The 16,626-nt window shown below is 64.2% G+C and carries 12 protein-coding genes; 5 read left to right on the top strand and 7 right to left on the bottom strand.

The window, feature by feature from the left end; genetic code table 11:
- Positions 1–25 precede the first annotated feature (25 nt).
- Positions 26–1,384, top strand: coding sequence for an NRAMP family divalent metal transporter (locus ACPPVP_RS04435; protein ID WP_426531661.1), 1,359 nt, complete (start codon positions 26–28; stop codon positions 1,382–1,384).
- 104 nt (positions 1,385–1,488) lie between these two features.
- Here the strand turns inward: ACPPVP_RS04435 and ACPPVP_RS04440 are convergent, their stop codons facing one another.
- The 5 genes from ACPPVP_RS04440 to ACPPVP_RS04460 all read right to left on the bottom strand — a co-directional run bounded on the left by ACPPVP_RS04440 (position 1,489) and on the right by ACPPVP_RS04460 (position 8,613).
- Positions 1,489–2,271, bottom strand: a complete 783-nt coding sequence (locus ACPPVP_RS04440) for a TIGR02186 family protein (protein WP_426531662.1) — start codon at positions 2,269–2,271, stop codon at positions 1,489–1,491.
- Complete coding sequence (locus tag ACPPVP_RS04445; RefSeq protein ID WP_426531664.1) at positions 2,268–3,194, bottom strand: sulfite exporter TauE/SafE family protein; 927 nt, start codon at positions 3,192–3,194, stop codon at positions 2,268–2,270. The genes ACPPVP_RS04440 and ACPPVP_RS04445 overlap by 4 nt, the downstream gene beginning before the upstream one ends.
- 272 nt (positions 3,195–3,466) lie before the next feature.
- Positions 3,467–4,273, bottom strand: coding sequence for a hypothetical protein (locus ACPPVP_RS04450; protein ID WP_426531666.1), 807 nt, complete (start codon positions 4,271–4,273; stop codon positions 3,467–3,469).
- Positions 4,274–4,380: 107 nt separating this feature from the next.
- Entirely contained in the window at positions 4,381–7,758 is a 3,378-nt protein-coding gene (locus ACPPVP_RS04455; RefSeq protein ID WP_426531668.1) for a hypothetical protein, read from the bottom strand.
- A gap of 249 nt (positions 7,759–8,007) precedes the next feature.
- A complete protein-coding gene (locus tag ACPPVP_RS04460; protein WP_426537666.1) occupies positions 8,008–8,613 on the bottom strand; it encodes a PadR family transcriptional regulator in 606 nt (201 codons plus the stop codon).
- Positions 8,614–8,751: 138 nt separating this feature from the next.
- Here ACPPVP_RS04460 and ACPPVP_RS04465 point away from each other — a divergent pair, with 138 nt between their 5' ends.
- From ACPPVP_RS04465 to ACPPVP_RS04480, 4 genes are all read left to right on the top strand, one after another.
- A complete protein-coding gene (locus tag ACPPVP_RS04465; RefSeq protein WP_283031842.1) occupies positions 8,752–9,138 on the top strand; it encodes a nuclear transport factor 2 family protein in 387 nt (128 codons plus the stop codon).
- 170 nt (positions 9,139–9,308) lie between these two features.
- Complete coding sequence (locus ACPPVP_RS04470; protein ID WP_426531671.1) at positions 9,309–11,099, top strand: acyl-CoA dehydrogenase C-terminal domain-containing protein; 1,791 nt, start codon at positions 9,309–9,311, stop codon at positions 11,097–11,099.
- 64 nt (positions 11,100–11,163) lie between these two features.
- Positions 11,164–12,372 (top strand): acetyl-CoA C-acetyltransferase, encoded by a 1,209-nt coding sequence (locus ACPPVP_RS04475; protein ID WP_426531673.1) that lies wholly within the window; start codon positions 11,164–11,166, stop codon positions 12,370–12,372.
- A gap of 168 nt (positions 12,373–12,540) precedes the next feature.
- On the top strand, positions 12,541–14,754 hold the full coding sequence (locus ACPPVP_RS04480) for an FAD-dependent oxidoreductase (RefSeq protein WP_426531675.1): 2,214 nt from the start codon (positions 12,541–12,543) through the stop codon (positions 14,752–14,754).
- 158 nt (positions 14,755–14,912) lie between these two features.
- Here ACPPVP_RS04480 and ACPPVP_RS04485 read toward each other — a convergent pair whose 3' ends face one another.
- A complete protein-coding gene (locus ACPPVP_RS04485; protein WP_426531677.1) occupies positions 14,913–15,533 on the bottom strand; it encodes a PilZ domain-containing protein in 621 nt (206 codons plus the stop codon).
- Between the two features lie 351 nt (positions 15,534–15,884).
- Positions 15,885–16,499: a glutathione transferase GstA gene (gene gstA, locus ACPPVP_RS04490; RefSeq protein ID WP_426531679.1), complete on the bottom strand. Its 615-nt coding sequence runs from the start codon at positions 16,497–16,499 to the stop codon at positions 15,885–15,887.
- Positions 16,500–16,626: the final 127 nt, after the last annotated feature.

Consider the following 16,626-nt stretch of genomic DNA (forward strand, 5'->3'; position numbering starts at 1 on the left):
CGTTGTCGCTGCGGCTGGACCGGGAATGGCAGAGCACAACAAGTCGAATCCGAAACATCACGCGAACAAGCATCCCGGTGGTGGCAAGCCGGCCGCGACGGCCGCATCGGCCCGGCCGTTTCGCCTCCGCGATGCGCTGAAGGCGCTCGGTCCCGGCCTGATCACCGGCGCGTCCGACGACGATCCGTCGGGGATCGGCACCTACAGCCAGGCCGGCGCGCAGCTCGGCTACGGCATCGGCTGGACCATGCTGCTGACGTTTCCGCTGATGGTCGCGATCCAGGAAATCTCCGCGCGCGTCGGTCGCGTCACCGGGCACGGCATTTCAGGCAATGTCTGTCGGCATTATTCGTCATGGCTGCTCAATGTGGTGGTGGCGCTGCTGTTCATCGCCAACACCATCAACATCGCCGCCGACCTCGGCGCCATGGCGGACGCCAGCAAACTGCTGATCGGCGGCCACAGCATCGTCTATGTGCTGCTGTTCGGCGTGACGTCGGTGGTGGCGCAGATCTTCCTCGATTACAAACGCTACGTCTCGGTGCTGAAATGGCTGACGCTCAGCCTGTTCGCCTATGTCGCGGCGCTCGCCTTTGCAAAAGTATCGTGGGGCGAAGCGCTGGCCGGCGTTCTCGTTCCGCGCCTGACCTGGAGCCTCGACTATTTCACCACCATCGTCGCCATCCTCGGCACCACGATCTCGCCCTATCTGTTCTTCTGGCAGGCCTCGCAGGAAGCCGAGGACCAGCGCGTCGATGCGACCAAGCGGCCGCTGATCGAAAAGCATTACGGCGCGCGCAAGGAATTTTACCGCATCCGCGCCGACACCATCATCGGCATGGCGTTTTCCAATCTGATCGCGCTGTCGATCATTGTCACCGCTGCGGCGACGCTGCATGCGGCCGGCAAGACGGATATCCAGACCTCGGCGCAGGCAGCCGAAGCGCTGCGTCCGATCGCCGGCGCGTTTGCGGAAGTGATCTTTGCGCTCGGCATCGTCGGCACCGGGTTGTTGGCGATTCCCGTGCTTGCCGGCGCCACGGCGTACGCCGTCGGCGAGGGGCGGCAATGGCCGGTGGGACTCGCGCGCAAGCCGAAAGAGGCCGCCGCCTTCTATGGCGTGCTGGCGTTGTCGGCGGGCATCGGCATCGCGCTGAACTTCACCTCCATCAACCCGATCTCGGCGCTGTACTGGAGCGCCGTCGTCAACGGTGTCCTCGCCGTGCCTGTGATGGTGTTGTTGATGTTGATGGCGCGGCGCAAGGACGTGATGGGCCGCTTCGTCGTCGGTGGCACGCTCTATTGGCTGGGCTGGCTGTCGACGCTGGCGATGCTGCTCAGCGTAGTGGCGATGGGCGTCGGATTCTTTGTCGGTAAGTCGTAGGGTGGGCAAAGGCGCCCTTGCGCCGCGCCCACCATCTATCCAACTCGTCGTCGGAATGGTGGGCACGCTTCGCTTTTGCCTACCCTACGAACTGAGCGACTGGCTCAATCCTTCCGGAACACGATCGATGCCATCCAGCCGGTCATCAGCGCCATGAAGGCGGTGATCAGCCCGTAAACAAAACCGTGCTGCTGCGCGGTGGTGGCGACGAACTGCTCGAAGCCGACCTTGACGATTTCGAACGCGGTGTCGGTCTTGGCTACCAGCGCGCCTTCGGCGAACAGCTTGATCTCGACGTTATAGAGGCCGATCGGCACTTCAGCGGGCAGCGGAATGCCGGTGCGGAATAGCGTCGGCGTCAGAAACGTCACCGCCGAGGTCTCCTCGCGATAGAGGCCGTGCTGCCGGCGCAGCCGCACGAAGGCGCTGCGGAACACGTCGTCGGGCACCACGTCGGCGTAATCGCCGCCGACCCGCTGGGTCAGCAGGACGTTATTCAGCCCAAGCTGCTGCCGCCGCTGCACCTCGGGCGAGGCGATGGCGTCGAACGGCCGGTTGGAGAACAGCGCTAGGTAGCTCGGCACTTTCAGGAACTGCCGGGAGTCGGTGTTGATCCAGATCCCGAACCGGCGCTCCTTGCGGCGGGTGACCATGTCGGCGCGCGGACCGGCCACCGTCACCACCAGATCGTAGGTGCGATTGGCCGGCGTATTGGCGTCCTTCTCCACCGAGCCGAACAGCACAAGTTCCTCGCCGGAATAATTCGGTGTCACGGTGACGCGGTGGTTCGACACCGACACGATCAGCCGTTCGGCCCGCGCGGGCGAGGCCGTGAGCGCTATGCCCAGCAGCAAGCCAACAAGCGTGAGCGGGACGCGCGCGATCATCCGGTCACCCCGGTTTCGCGGATGGTGAACAGATCCTCGGGCCGGAGCACCAGCTCGACGGCAAAGCGGACGCCGACGGCGAGCACCAGCAGCCCGAGCAGCAGCCGCAAATGTTCGCCGCGGATTTTCTGTCCCGCGCGCGCGCCGAACTGCGCGCCGGTGACGCCGCCGACCATCAAAATCAGCGCCAGCACGGCATCGACCAGGTGATTGGTGATGGCGTGCAGCATGGTGGCGAACACCATCGTGACCAAGGTCAGCACCATCGAGGTGCCGATCACGGTCGAGGTCGGCACCCGCAGCACGTAGATCAACAAGGGCACCAGGATGAAGCCGCCGCCGATGCCCATCACGGCGCCGATGAAGCCGATGACCAGGCCGATCACTACGACAGGAATGACGGACAGATAGATTTTCGAGCGCTTGAAGCGCATCTTCAGCGGCAAGCCATGGATCCAGACATGGCTGCCCGGGCGGCGCATGGTGACCGGACCGCCGCGGCGAGCCCGCAACAGCGCCCGCAGGCCCTCCCAGAACATCAGGCCGCCAACGGTGGTCAGCAGGATCACGTAGGACATCGCGATCATGAGATCGAGCTGACCCAACGAGCGCAGCAGCGTGAAGGTCCATACCCCCAGCGCCGTGCCCATACTGCCGCCGGTCAACAGCACCGCCGCCAGCAGCGGATCGATGGCGCGTCGTCGCCAATAGGTGAGCGCGCCGGAGAACGAGGAGGCGGCGATGTGGCTGGCGACGGAAGCGACCGCGACCGCCGGCGTAATGCCGACGAAGATCAACAGCGGCGTCATCAGGAAGCCGCCGCCGATCCCGAACATGCCGGACACGAACCCAACCGCCGCGCCCATCGCCAGGATGAGGAAAACATTGACTGGAATGTCGGCGATCGGGAGGTAGAGCTGCACGCGCGTCTGCTTTTTTAAGCTTTGCCGCAAGCGACGGCCGGGAGGCCGCCAAGGGCATGGTTTCTGTTGTATTTGCCGGCAGTGGAAGCCGGTTCGCGCATGCACCTTTGCGTGCGCAGGGCCGGTTCCCGCATCTTTGCATAACTGAATTCGTCCGCGTGAGGGACTAAAAATGCCCGGGAAGGCAAATTTTTGCCTGACGTGCCTGCGCGTACATCAGGACGTTGAAACGCTGTTACAAATCCGGAGGCAGGTCGGTTCGTGGGACCGGCTCAGGGCTTTCCGAGCGGGTCGGTGACGAGGTTCATCGCCAGCGCCTGTTTGGGGCTGAGCCAGCGAATGTCCCGCGTTTCGGACATCGCTTCGACGATGGAGGACGAGACCCCCATTTTGGTCATGTAGCCGAGTACGGCGCCGGAAATCCGCTGCGCCTCCGCGACGGGGTCGTTCACGGGCCTGGTTGTGACAAACCGATGAACGCCTAGCGCCGAGCCCAGGACGCCGAAGCGGGTCTTGCCCCCGGCATAGACCAGCACGCAGGCACTGGCGCAATAAGCCGGCTTCACCCGGCCCGAGGCGTCGGCGTCACCGACCGCGGTCGCGAGCCCGCGTGAGCGGATGATCTCGCCCATGATCGTGGCCTGGTTCAGATCGCCGCCGGGGGAGGCCAGCAGGACGATGTCGCCGGGAGCGAGATTGGCCTGGTCCAGTCTGTCGCGAAACAGCGCTGCGGCGGCGGGGCCGATCGTGCCGCTGACAAAGAGTGCGCGACGGCCCTGCGCGGCGCCGTCGAGGTCGACCTTGTCGATCAGCGAAAAAGTCAGGCTCGGCGAGACGTACTGGTCTTTCCAGTAGTGCCAGGCCTCGGGCTGCGACAGGTCGCGGTAGGCGCGAATGCAGACGCCGGAGACCAGCAGGATAAAGATGGCGATCGACCAGAAATGCCGTCTGCGCCGAGGTGTCGGAGGTGGTGGTGGCGCCGGTGCCTGAGCGGCCGGGATGCGCGGCGGCGCGACTGCGGGGCCGGTCGGCGACCTGCGGAAGCGATTTTCGTCACCCTGGTTGTCTTCGGTCGACAATCGGTCCTCGTCGCAAGTCGACCCGTTTGGGGTCGAACTGGCCTGAAGCATTATACGAATTTGTGGCCGAGGATATGGCGGCGATGCCGGCGGCATCGCGATCGGTCTTATTGAGCAGCGGCGGTGCGCTTGGCCGGGGCGGCCGGCTTGGCGCCGGGCTTGCCGGTGGCCGGTGCGGGAGCCGAATCCCAGCCGCCGGCGGGCGAGGCTACGTTGACAGCGTCGTCGGGCTGCGGCTCCGGCGTGAAGGTCTGGATCGCGAGCCGCGCCGCCGCCTGCGACTGGACGTCGAGGCGCTTGGCGATATCGTCGCGCTTGCGCCCGGCATCCGCGTCGCCCTGGGCTGCCGCGAGGCTGAACCATTTGAAGGATTCGGCGAGGTTCTGTTCGACGCCGATGCCGCGGGCATAGAGGATGCCGAGGTTGAACTGGCTGTCGGCGACGCCGCGATCGGCGGCTTTGCGGAACCAGATCGACGCGCTTTTGTAATTGGCGCCCTTGCCGCCGCCATCGGCGTCAAGCACGGCCAGATTATGCATCGCCTTGGCGCTGCCGCGCTCGGCTGCCTGCGCATAATAGCGCCGCGCGATATCGACGTCCTTCTTCACGCTCAGACCCTTCTCGTAGAAGGTCCCGAGCCGGAACAGCGCCGGCACCACGCCGGCCTGCGCCGCGCGGTCGTACCATTTGGCGGCCTGGTCGAGATCCACGGCAACGCCCTTGCCTTCGGCAAAGCGCACGCCGATCTCGTAAGCCGCGGCCGGGTCGCCCTTCAGCGCGGCGGCGCGCAGTACCGGGCCGCCGATGCCGTCAGGCAGCCGCTCTGTCGGCGGCACCGCGATCATGACGAGCTTGCCGCCGGTACTCGGGATTGTCGTGATCGCACCAGTAATGTCGTTAGTTGCAGGCGGGGGCGGCGCGGCCTGCGACGGCACCGCAGTCCGTGTGCTGTCCAGCGTGTTCGGTGCGGAAGAATTGTTCGACTGCTTCTCGACCGGCGTCGGCGAGATCATCAAGGGCCCCGGCGTCGCCGGCATTGCCGGCTGTTTGGCGCTCTCGGCAGGCGCGGGCGCCTGCGCCGGTGCGGCCGGCTCGCTGGGCTGCTCCATCATCGGCAGTTGCAGCACGCTGCCGGTGTCAAGCAGCGTCATCGCCATCTTGAACGTGCCGAGCACGATCACGACCACGCTGGCGCCGACCAGCAGCGAGCGGATCTTGGAGGACATGGTCGAGGGGATCTTGTTGTCCGCTTTGGCCTTGTCGCCGCCCTTGTCCTTTGGCGCGGCCTTCGAACGTCCCGCCTTCTCGGGCGGCGGCGCGGCGGCCGCGGCCTGTGCGGCGCGGCGCGCGGCGGCGATGAAGCTCGACGAACTCACCGGCTCCTTCGGGCCGGAAGCGATCTCGCTGATGGCGTTTTCGGAAGCGGCGATCCGTTCCGACGGCGAAGACATGCGTCCGGGCGGCCGCGTGCCCGGCTCGAGCGGATGATCCGGCGGCAATTCCGGCGCGATCGCGGTGCGCGGCGCGGCGGCATGCGGCTCCAGGATTTCGCTGATTGCGCGCGGCGGCAGCGGCGGGGCGGCGGCCGCCAGCTCTGCGGCGTGGAATTCACGCGGCGCGGCGGCAAAATGTTCGGCTTGCAGCTCGGCGGGGTTCGGCAACTCCGGCTTCGATTGCTGCGGCCAGGTCTGCAGCGGCGTCATCAAGCGGGGCGCTTCTTCGAGCACTTCAATCGGCGGCGGAGAAGGCTGGAGTGCCGCCGGCGGCGCGGTGCGAACCGTGCGCAGATCGCCTTCGATCGTGGACAGGCGGTCGACCACGTGGCCGAGCGTGCTGTTGACGGTTTCGAGCGAATCCTGCGTGCGGCGGTCGGTTTCCGACTGGCTGAAGCGGATGTCGGACAGCTCGCGCTTGACCAGATCGACGATGCCGGAGTCCACCGGCTGGGCCGTGTCGCCGGAAGTGCGGCTGTTGGAATCGGCAAGCGCGACCAGGCTGGCGTGCTGGCGTTCGAGCGAACGCAGAATGTCGTGCAGGCCTTCCTCGACCCGTCCAAGGTCGATGGCCGGCGCGGCGGACCTGTCGTTGTTGGAGGCTTCCAGGCGCTCCAGCAGATAGGACACGCGCTGTTCGAGATGGGCAAAGGCCGACGCGTTGTCGTTGCCGACCGGGAGGCGGTCGAGCCGTTCCGACAGCGAGCGCACCGCGTTTTCGAGCAATTCCGAATGCTCGTTGGCCGCCGGCGGCTGCCTTGTTTCCAGCGTCGAGGTCAGCGCGGCCAGGCGCTGCTCGAGCATGCCGAACGCATCGCTGTTGCCGTCAGAGCGGGGAAGCTGGTCGACCTTGGCCGACAGCGTGTGCACGTCTTCGGCGAGCCGCGCCAGCGCGTCGTTGGAAGCGACGTTGGAGACGATACCGCGCAGCGCCGCAATCGCGCTTTCGAGTTGCTGCACGGTCGACGGATCGTCGTTCGAGCGCAGGATCAGATCGAGCTTGGCGCCGAGATTGCGGATCGCCTCGTCGTAGCCGGTGAGCTGCTCGGCCGGTGTCAGCGAGCGCAGTACCTCGCGGATTTCGCCGAGCGCGCTCTCGATGCCGGCCAGCGTCTGGCCGTCGCTGCCGTGCTGTCGGTTTTCGTCGATGCGGCGCGACAGCGAGCGGATTTCGTTCTCGAGCGATTCGATCTCCCGGCGCGGCACAGCCTCGGTGATGGCCTGACGAATTTCGGCGAGCTCGCTGCGGAACGCTGCAATCGAATCCTCGACATGATCGGGACGCTGCAGCGCCTCGATCTGGCTGGTGATCTTGAGCAGGTGCCGTTCGAGCGAAGAAAAATCCAGCCCGGCCGGCGCGGCCTGCATCGGCGCTTGCGAAAAATTGAGCTGCGCCGAATTGGGCTGGGCGGAAGAGGGTGCGTGCGCGGCATGGCGCTGCGGCGTCTGCCGCGGCGGCGGACTGTCGAGTTCGTTCTGGCGCGCGGTGATTTCCGCGATCGCAAAATCCATCGAGGCCGGACTGAGCGGCGGTGAGGGGCGATAGACTTGCGCTGCGGCACGCTCGACCAGGTCGGACTGACGCTGCTTTTCCTGCATCTGGGCCTGCCGGGTCGGCGCGGGGTTGGAAATCTGCGACAGCCGCGCGTCGAGGCGCGAAATGGCCTCGTTGAGCTGTCGGGCCACCGTCGGCTCGCTACAGGCAGCGTCGCCGCGCGCAGTGTCGCCGCGCGGCGTGGCAGGCCGCGAAATCTGTTCGATCTGCCGGGTGATTGAATCCAGCCGCTGGTGAATGTCGGCCACGTCGGGCATTTGCCGCGGCATCGCCGGCCGTGGCTCGGAAGGCGCGCTGAAATTGGGCGGGGCCGATTCACCGACAGTTGAATTGATCCAGTCGCTCAGCGACATGCCGGCACGGCGAGCTGCCGCCTCGGCCCTTTCGCGGACAGAGGGATCGATGCCGTCAACACTCCACGATACGCGCGAATTCATGCTTTCGTCCGGTTCCGCTTCGGCGCCCCACCTGCGCCATCAGCCTCCCCGCGCGTCCCACCCAAGAGACAATCGTATTTCCGCGCGGGTCGCCTGCCTCAGCGCTGACTTTTTCGCGTTACGGTAAAGAACGGGTTAAGGAATGGAACAGACGACGCCAAAAGTTGCCGGGGCGTCAAATCCACCGTGGGGCCGCAGGCGAAATATCGAAAACAACCCCATGCAAAGTAGAATGGAGCCTGGCGCGCACTAGCCGTTGTTTTCGCGATTTCCGCGCTGGCTGTCTTCAATCGGCACGACGTTGGTCCGCGCCGCGCCGGAAGTGAGGGCCGACAACGCCTCGATCGCCTCTTCGCACCATTCCGCCACGGCGCGCTCGTGGGCGAGGCCGATGCGAAGCCCGAGCAGCTTGCCGAGATCGGCGGGCGGTGACGTGCCGTCCGGAAAGCGTTTGTTGAGCAGGCGCTCATATCGGGCAAACCGGTCGCGGTGATGTTCCAGCCGCGCCATCAGGTCGGTGCGCAACGGTTCGACGTCGACGCTGTCGAGCGCATAGAGCCGCACCAGCAGGTCGTCCTTGATCGAGGCCGGCACGCTCGGCCGCGCGGCCCAATGCCGGAGTGCGGCCCGCCCTTCCGGGGTGAGCGTATAGACCAGCTTGTTGGGCTTGCCGGACTGCACCACCTCGCGACCCTGGATATGGCCGCGGTCGCGAAGTTTTGTCAGTTCCCGATAAATTTGCTGGTGGTCAGCCTTCCAGAAGAATCCAATGGAGTTGTCGAACGTCTTGGCGAGCTCATAGCCCGTCATCGGACGTTCGGTCAGGCAGGCAAGGATCGCGTCACCAAGCGCCACGACGCCGGCCTCCGGATTAACTGTGATTGACATTATGCATAAAGTTGCATATGCGTCAATGCGCATAAGTTCCGGAGAAGCCCATTCCCCGGCGCCAGCCCGTCACGCCCATCAGAACTGCCCGCCAGAGGAGACATGATGACCATGAGCGGCCTCGACAAGTGGTACGGCTACATGAAGTCGCATGACACGGCGGCGTTGTGGGACCTGTTGCATCCGGATGCGGTGTTCGAAAGCCCGGTCGTCCACACGCCGCAGCGCGGACGCGACATCACCTTCAAATATCTGGCGAGCGCCGAGAAGGTTCTTGGCGGCCCCGGCTTCAAATACACAGGCGAATGGCGCAGCGAGCGCGGCGCGGTCCTCGAATTCGAAAACGAGATCGAGGGCATCAAGATCAACGGCGTCGACATCATCACCTTCAGCGATGACGGTAAGATCACGCATTTCAAGGTGATGGTGCGTCCGCTGAAGGGAATCAACCTGCTGCACCGCTTGATGGGAGAGCAACTCGCCAGGCAGTGAGCCGGGCCTGTGCGATCACGCCCGCCGTTTATGTCGCAATGGCTAACGAGATATTTGCTGGCCCGCTCACTCCCTAGAATCTCCGGAAGCGGATAAGGTCTGCTTCCGGATCGCCACGACGAAATCATTTCAGCGCCTTCGCCACTCTTTGCCCCTGCCGGGAGAACAAAATGCCGATCTACAAAGCCCCCGTGGAAGACGTCACCTTCCTGCTCAACGACGTGTTCCAGATCGATCGCTACGATAATCTCCCCGGTTTCACCGACGCCTCCGCCGATGTGCGCGAAGCGATCTTGAGCGAGGCCGCAAAACTCTCCGAAGAGGTGCTGCAGCCGCTCAATCGCACCGGCGATCTCGAAGGTTGCAAGCGGAATGACGACGGCTCCGTGACCACGCCGAAGGGTTTCAAGGAAGCTTTCAAGCAGGTTGCCGAGGGCGGCTGGCTCGGACTGTCGGCGCCGGCGGAATATGGCGGGCAGGGGCTGCCGGTGACGCTGAGCCAGGTTGTCACCGAATTCCAGAGCGCGGCCAACATGGCGTTCTCGATGTATGGTGGCCTCACCATGGGCGCCACCGCGGCGCTGATGGTGCATGGCAAGCCCGAGCAGAAGAAGATGTTCGTGCCGAAGATGGTCGCAGGCGAGTGGACCGGCACCATGAACCTCACCGAGCCGCAATGCGGTACGGATCTCGGCCTGTTGCGCACCAAGGCGGTGAAGCAGGCCGACGGCAGCTACAAGATCTCGGGCACCAAGATCTTCATCTCGTCCGGCGAGCACGACATGGCCGACAACATTATCCATCTCGTGCTGGCGCGCATCGAAGGTGCGCCGGCCGGCATCAAGGGTGTATCGCTGTTCGTGGTGCCGAAGGTGCTGGTCAATGCCGACGGTTCGCTCGGCGCCCGCAACGGCGTGTCCTGCGGCTCGATCGAGCACAAGATGGGCATCCACGGCAATTCCACCTGCGTGATGAACTATGACAACGCCACCGGCTGGCTGATCGGCGAAGAGAACAAGGGCATGCAGGGCATGTTCGTGATGATGAACGAGGCCCGCCTCGGCGTCGCCGTGCAGGGTCTCGCGCAGTCTGAAGTCGCCTACCAGAACGCCGTCCAGTATGCGCGCGAGCGTCTGCAGGGCCGCTCGCTGACCGGCGCCAAGGAGCCCGACAAGCCGGCCGACCCGATCATCGTGCATCCGGACGTGCGCCGCGTGCTGCTCACCATCCGCGCCTTCAACGAGGCCGCCCGCGCCATGGTGGTGTGGACCGCGCTGAAGAGCGACGTTGCGCATCGCTCGTCCGACCCGAAGGATCGCCAGGAGGCCGACGACCATATGGGCCTGATGACCCCGATCATGAAGGGCGTGATGACCGACGTCGGATTCTCCAACTCGGTGCTGGCGCAGCAGATGTATGGCGGTCATGGCTATATCGCCGAGCACGGCATGGAGCAGTTCGTGCGCGATGCGCGCATCGCCATGCTCTATGAGGGCGCCAACGGCATTCAGGCGCTCGACCTGGTCGGCCGCAAGCTGCCGCGCGAAGGCGGCCGCGCCGTGATGGCGTTCTTTGCCGAAGTCGGCGCGTTTGCCAAGGAACACGGCGGCGATGAGGCGATGAAGCCGTTCGTAACCCCGCTCTCGGCCGCCCTCGGCCATCTGCAGCAGGCCACCGGCTGGCTGATGCAGAACGCGCTGACAAAACCCGACAATGCCGGCGCCGCCGCCACCGACTACATGCAATTGTTCGGCCTCGTTACCTTTGGCTACATGTGGGCGCGGATGGCGAAGGTGGCGCAGGACAAGATTGCAGGCTCCGGTGCAACGCCCTATCTGAGCACCAAACTGGTCACCGGCCGCTTCTTCATGGAGCGGATGTTGCCGGAGACCTCGGTACATCTTGCGCGCGTCCAGAGTGGAAGCGCGACCACCATGGAATTGGCGGCGGAAGCATTCTGAGATTTTCCGCCGTTTCCTGTCCTTATCGCCTATAATATTATGATCCTCATACCAGGAGGGCGTCATGCCTGAGGCATATATCTACGATCACGTTCGCACCCCGCGCGGCCGCGGCAAGGCCGATGGCGCGCTCCACGAGGTCACCGCGCTGGCGCTCGCCACCGTGCCGCTGCAGGCACTGAAGGAACGCAACAATCTGGCCGAAGACGTGGTCGATGACGTCGTGCTCGGCGTGGTGGATCCGGTCGGCGAGGCCGGCAGCGACATCGCGCGCTTTGCCGCGCTGAAGGCGGGGCTTGGCGAGGCCGTCCCCGGCGTGCAGATCAGCCGCTTCTGCGCCTCCGGCCTCGATGCCGTGAATTTCGCCGCCGCCCAGATCATGGCCGGCCAGCATGAGCTCGTGATCGGCGGCGGCGCGGAATCGATGAGCCGCGTCGGCATCGGTGCGTCCGGCGGCGCCTGGCCGATGGACCCCTCGATGGCGGTGCCCTCCTATTTCATGCCGCAGGGCGTCTCGGCCGACCTGATCGCCACCAAGTACGGTTTTTCGCGCGACGACGTCGACGCCTATGCCGTGCAGAGCCAGCAGCGCGCCGCAAAGGCCTGGGACGAGGGCCGTTTCAACAAGTCGGTGGTGCCGGTCAAGGACATCAACGGCCTGACCATCCTGGCCAAGGACGAGCACATGCGTCCGACCACGACGATGCAGTCGCTCGGCCAGTTGCAGCCGTCCTTCGTCGTCATGGGCCAGATGGGCGGCTTCGACGCGGTGGCGATCCAGTCGCATCCCGAAGTCGAGAAGATCAACTATGTGCATCACGCCGGCAATTCCTCGGGGATCGTCGACGGCGCGGGCGCGGTGCTGCTCGGCAGCAAGGAGGCCGGTGCCAAGCACAGCCTGAAGCCGCGCGCAAGAATCCGCGCCTTTGCCAATATCGGCTCGGAGCCCGCGATGATGCTGACCGGTCCGGTCGACGTTACCGAAAAGCTGTTCGAGCGTTCCGGCATGAAGAAGTCGGATATCGATCTGTTCGAACTGAACGAGGCGTTTGCTTCGGTCGTGCTGCGCTACATGCAGGCCTTCGACATCGATCCTTCCAAGATCAACGTCAATGGCGGCGCGATCGCGCTCGGCCATCCGCTCGGTGCGACCGGCGCCATGATCCTCGGCACCGTGCTCGACGAACTCGAGCGCACCAACAAGTCCACCGCGCTGGTGACGCTGTGCATCGGCGGCGGCATGGGGACGGCGACGATTATCGAGAGGGTGTAGCTGCGTCGCTTCGTAGGGTGGGCAAAGCGAAGCGTGCCCACCATTGAATTTTACGCAAGTGATGGTGGGCACGGCGCAAGTGCGCCTTTGCCCACCCTACGAGACCTACGAAATCCAATTCAACCGCCGCGCCTGACATCGGCTGCCGGCATCGAGGGAGCAACCACCATGGCCTTCAAGAATTTCAAGCTAGAGACCGACGCCGACGGCATTGCGCTCGTCACCTGGGACATTCCCGGACGTTCGATGAACGTGCTGGACGAGACCTCGACCAGCGAACTCGAGGCGATCCTGAAGCAGACGACTGAGGATGCCGCGGTGAAGGGCGTCGTCATCACCTCCGCCAAGGACGCGTTCTGCGCCGGCGCAGACCTTTCGATGCTCGAAGGCATGAACCAGGAATACGCCAAGGTCTTTAAAGAGAAGGGCGAGGTCCCAGCCAACCAGATGCTGTTCGAACAGGCCCGCCGCTTCTCGCTGGTGCTGCGCGGTATCGAAACCTGCGGCAAGCCGTGGGCGGCGGCGATCAACGGACTGGCGCTCGGCGGCGGTTTTGAAGTGACGCTGTCCTGCCACTACCGCGTTGCGGCCGAGAATCCGAAGACGCGGCTGGGCTTGCCCGAAGTGAAGGTCGGCCTGTTCCCCGGCGCCGGTGGCACCCAGCGCGTGCCGCGTCTGGTGCCGCCACAGGACGCGATGACGATCCTGCTCAAGGGCGATCCAGTCACGGTCGACAAGGCCAAGGTGCTCAATCTGATCCACGCCATCGTGCCGGCGGCCGATCTGGTCAAGGCGGCCAAGGACTGGATCAAGGGCGGCGGCAAGGCCGTCGCGCCCTGGGACGAAAAGGGTTTCAAGCTGCCGGGCGGCCCGGTGTTCTCCAAGGCCGGCATGATGATGTTCCCGGCCGGCAACGCCATCTATCGTCGCGAGACCTACGACAACTATCCGGCCGCGCGTGCCATCATGAGCTGCGTCTATGAGGGCCTGCAGTTGCCGATCGACGCCGCGCTGCGCGTCGAGTCGCGCTACTTCACAAAAGTGCTGCGTTCGAAGGAAGCGGCAGCGATGATCCGCAGCCTGTTCCTGTCGATGCAGGAGTTGAACAAGGGCGCCCGCCGTCCGCAAAACGTGCCGCCGACCAAGATCAAGAAGGTCGCCGTGATCGGCGCCGGATTCATGGGCGCCAGCGTCGGCTACGTCTCGGCGCGTGCCGGCCTCGACGTCGTCCTGATCGACCGCGATCAGGAAAGCGCCGACAAGGGCAAGGCCCACGCCAAGAGCGTCATCGACGGTCTCATCGCCAAGGGCCGCGCCAAGCAGGCCGAGGCCGACGCTATCATGTCGCGTATCACCCCGACGGCGGACTACGCCACATTGAAGGACTGCGACCTCGTCATCGAGGCCGTGTTCGAGGACCGCAAGGTCAAGGCGGATACGTTTGCCAAGGCGCAGCAGTACCTCAGGCCCGATGCGATCTTCGCTTCCAACACCTCGACGCTGCCGATCACCTCGCTCGCCGAAAGTTTCAAGGAGCAGGGCAAGTTCGTCGGCATCCATTTCTTCTCGCCGGTCGAGAAGATGATGCTGGTCGAAATCATCCTCGGCAAGAACACCGGCGACGTGGCGCTTGCCGCCGCGCTCGACTATGTGCGGGTGATCGGCAAGACGCCGATCGTCGTCAATGATTCGCGCGGCTTCTATGCCAACCGCTGCGTCGGCCGTTACATTGCCGAAGGCAACGAGATGTTCCTCGAAGGCGTGCCGCCGGCGATGATCGAGAACTGCGCCAAGATGGCCGGCATGCCGGTCGGCCCGCTTTCGCTGTCGGACGAAGTCGCCCTCGACCTCGGCCTCAAGGTCATCAAGGCGACCGAAGCCGATCTCGGTCCCAACTCGATCAACCCCGACCAGAAGAAGCTGATGGTGGAGCTGGTCGAAAAGCAGGGCCGCTTGGGGCGTAAGAACAGCAAGGGCTTTTACGACTATCCCGAGAAGGGCAAGGGCCAGAAGAGCCTGTGGCCGGGGCTTTCGGCGCTGCAGCCCAAGCAGCTCGATCCCGATACGCTCGACATCGAGGAACTGAAGCAGCGTTTCCTGGTGGTGCAGGCGGTGGAAGCCGCGCGCACGGTGGAGGATCACGTCATCACCGATCCGCGCGAGGCCGATGTCGGCTCGATCCTCGGTTTTGGCTTTGCGCCGTTCACCGGCGGCACGCTGTCCTATATCGACTTCATGGGGACGCGAAAATTCGTCGAGCTCTGCCACAGACTCGAAGCCAAATACGGTTCGCGCTTCACCCCGCCAAAGCTGCTGGAAGATATGGCGGCGAGAAACGAGACCTTCTACGGCCGCTTCCCGCCGAAGAAGCAGGCGGCGTAAGGCTTGTAGCCCGGATGGAGCCAACGGGTCGCGCGAATGCGCGCCCGATGACAGGCTCCGCGAAATCCGGGGCAGGTCCCTCCGTTTGATATCGTTTTCCCGGATTGCGCCGCGCTCGATCCGGGCTACGTACCGCGTTCGCAGTGAGGGCTTGCCCCTCACGCCAGAACCGTCCGCGCGATCAGGCGGTTCAGTTCGTCCCGGCTTTGCTCCTTGACGAACTTGACGGCGAATCCGTTCGGAAAATGCCGGATGACGCGGCCAATGCAGGCGCCGATCGCAAGCGGCGTTCCGGTCGGTGGCTGGACTTCGGCAAACACCGCAACGCCCGACATCGAGACGTCGATGATGTGGCACGCATGAACGGTGCCCTCGGCGAGTGTCAGGGTGGATCGCGAGCCTTTTGGAACGAAGCGAGGATTTTTCCGGGCCTCGCTGATGCTGAAGGGGTCCTTGGCCTTCTTCTCCAGCCAGATCAGCTTTTCCGCGAGCTTGGCTCGCATTGCCCGGGTCATCTCGAGTTCGAGCAGCAGACCGCCCTTCGTCGTGTCGCTGATCGTGCCCTCGAAGTGGCCGAAGTCCTGGAAGTAGGAGGTAAGGCTGTCACCGACCTTTCCAACCACCGGGACCTCCACGATCATGCGGAACGGGGAAACGCGCGTGGCGCGGCAGGCGAAGGTGCGAAGGCGGCCCTGCGGGTCGTACCAGTTCGACAGCATATAGGTTCCGTCCATCATGAGATCGACGGCGCGCTGTCTCAGGAACCTCTCGATAGACACGACAAAGCCCTCACGGACGGAAGTTGCACCTGCTTCAGCGAACTGTGGACCGATTGAACTTCGTGATGAGTTCTTGAACGACCGATACGGTTTCGGGCGGACTGCACCCGGCGTTGATCCGGAAATTTACGAGCGAATTGCTAAAAAATTGTAATATCAGGGTACCGTCCGCGAAATGGCTGCATCCGTTCGCAATTCATGCGTGTCGTCGGCGCGGCGTGCTACCCGGTAATCGATGCCGGACCTCTGCAGCTTCCGCCCGAAATGAAGACGGGTGAGGAATGTCTCCTCACCCGTCTTCCTGCACCATCGCGCTCGCACTTCGAACGAGAGAACCGCGAAGCCGTCGTCTCACGCTGCCTTCATCAGGCCTTCCTTGGTAAGCGCTTCCTGCACCTTCGGGCGCGCGCCGACGCGGGCCTTGTAGGCCATCAGGTTGGTGAGATGAGCGAGATCCCATTTCATCCGTTCGGCCCATGACAGCATCGTGAACATGTAGCCGTCGGCAACCGAAAACTGCTTGCCCATCAGGTAGTCTTTGCCGGCCAACTCGCCGTCGACGTACTTGAACTTGCCCATCACCCGGTCCTTGAAGAAGGCCTTGGCGTCATCTGACAGCGCCGGGGCGAACTGCGGACCGAGGTTCTTGTGCAGCTCGCTGTTGATATAGGTGAGCCAGGCCTGCAGCTTGTAGCGATCGGCATGGTCGCGGCTGGGGGCCAGATTCTTGTCCGCGGCCTTGTCGGCAATCATCTGGACGATGACCGGGCCTTCGGTGACCAGTTCGCCGGAATCCAGCGCCAGCGCGGGCACCTGGCCCTTCGGATTGACCGCCAGATAGTCGTCGCCGTTTTCCAGCTTCTTGGCGCGCAGATCGACCTTGACCAGGTCGTAGGGGAGGCCGGCCTCCAGTAGTGCGATATGGGGGGAAAGTGAGCAGGCGCCTGGCGAATAATACAATTTCATTGGATTTTCCTTTCGTTTCCGTCCCTTGGAAATCTTGGCTTTGGGCGATGGAACGACTAAATGCATCTGCATGGAATAGTCAAGATTGATGCACATGCATTTAGTGCGGTACACTGATCTGTGACAG

The organism is Bradyrhizobium sp. McL0615, from assembly GCF_049993905.1.
In the GTDB taxonomy this organism is placed as follows: Bacteria; Pseudomonadota; Alphaproteobacteria; order Rhizobiales; family Xanthobacteraceae; genus Bradyrhizobium.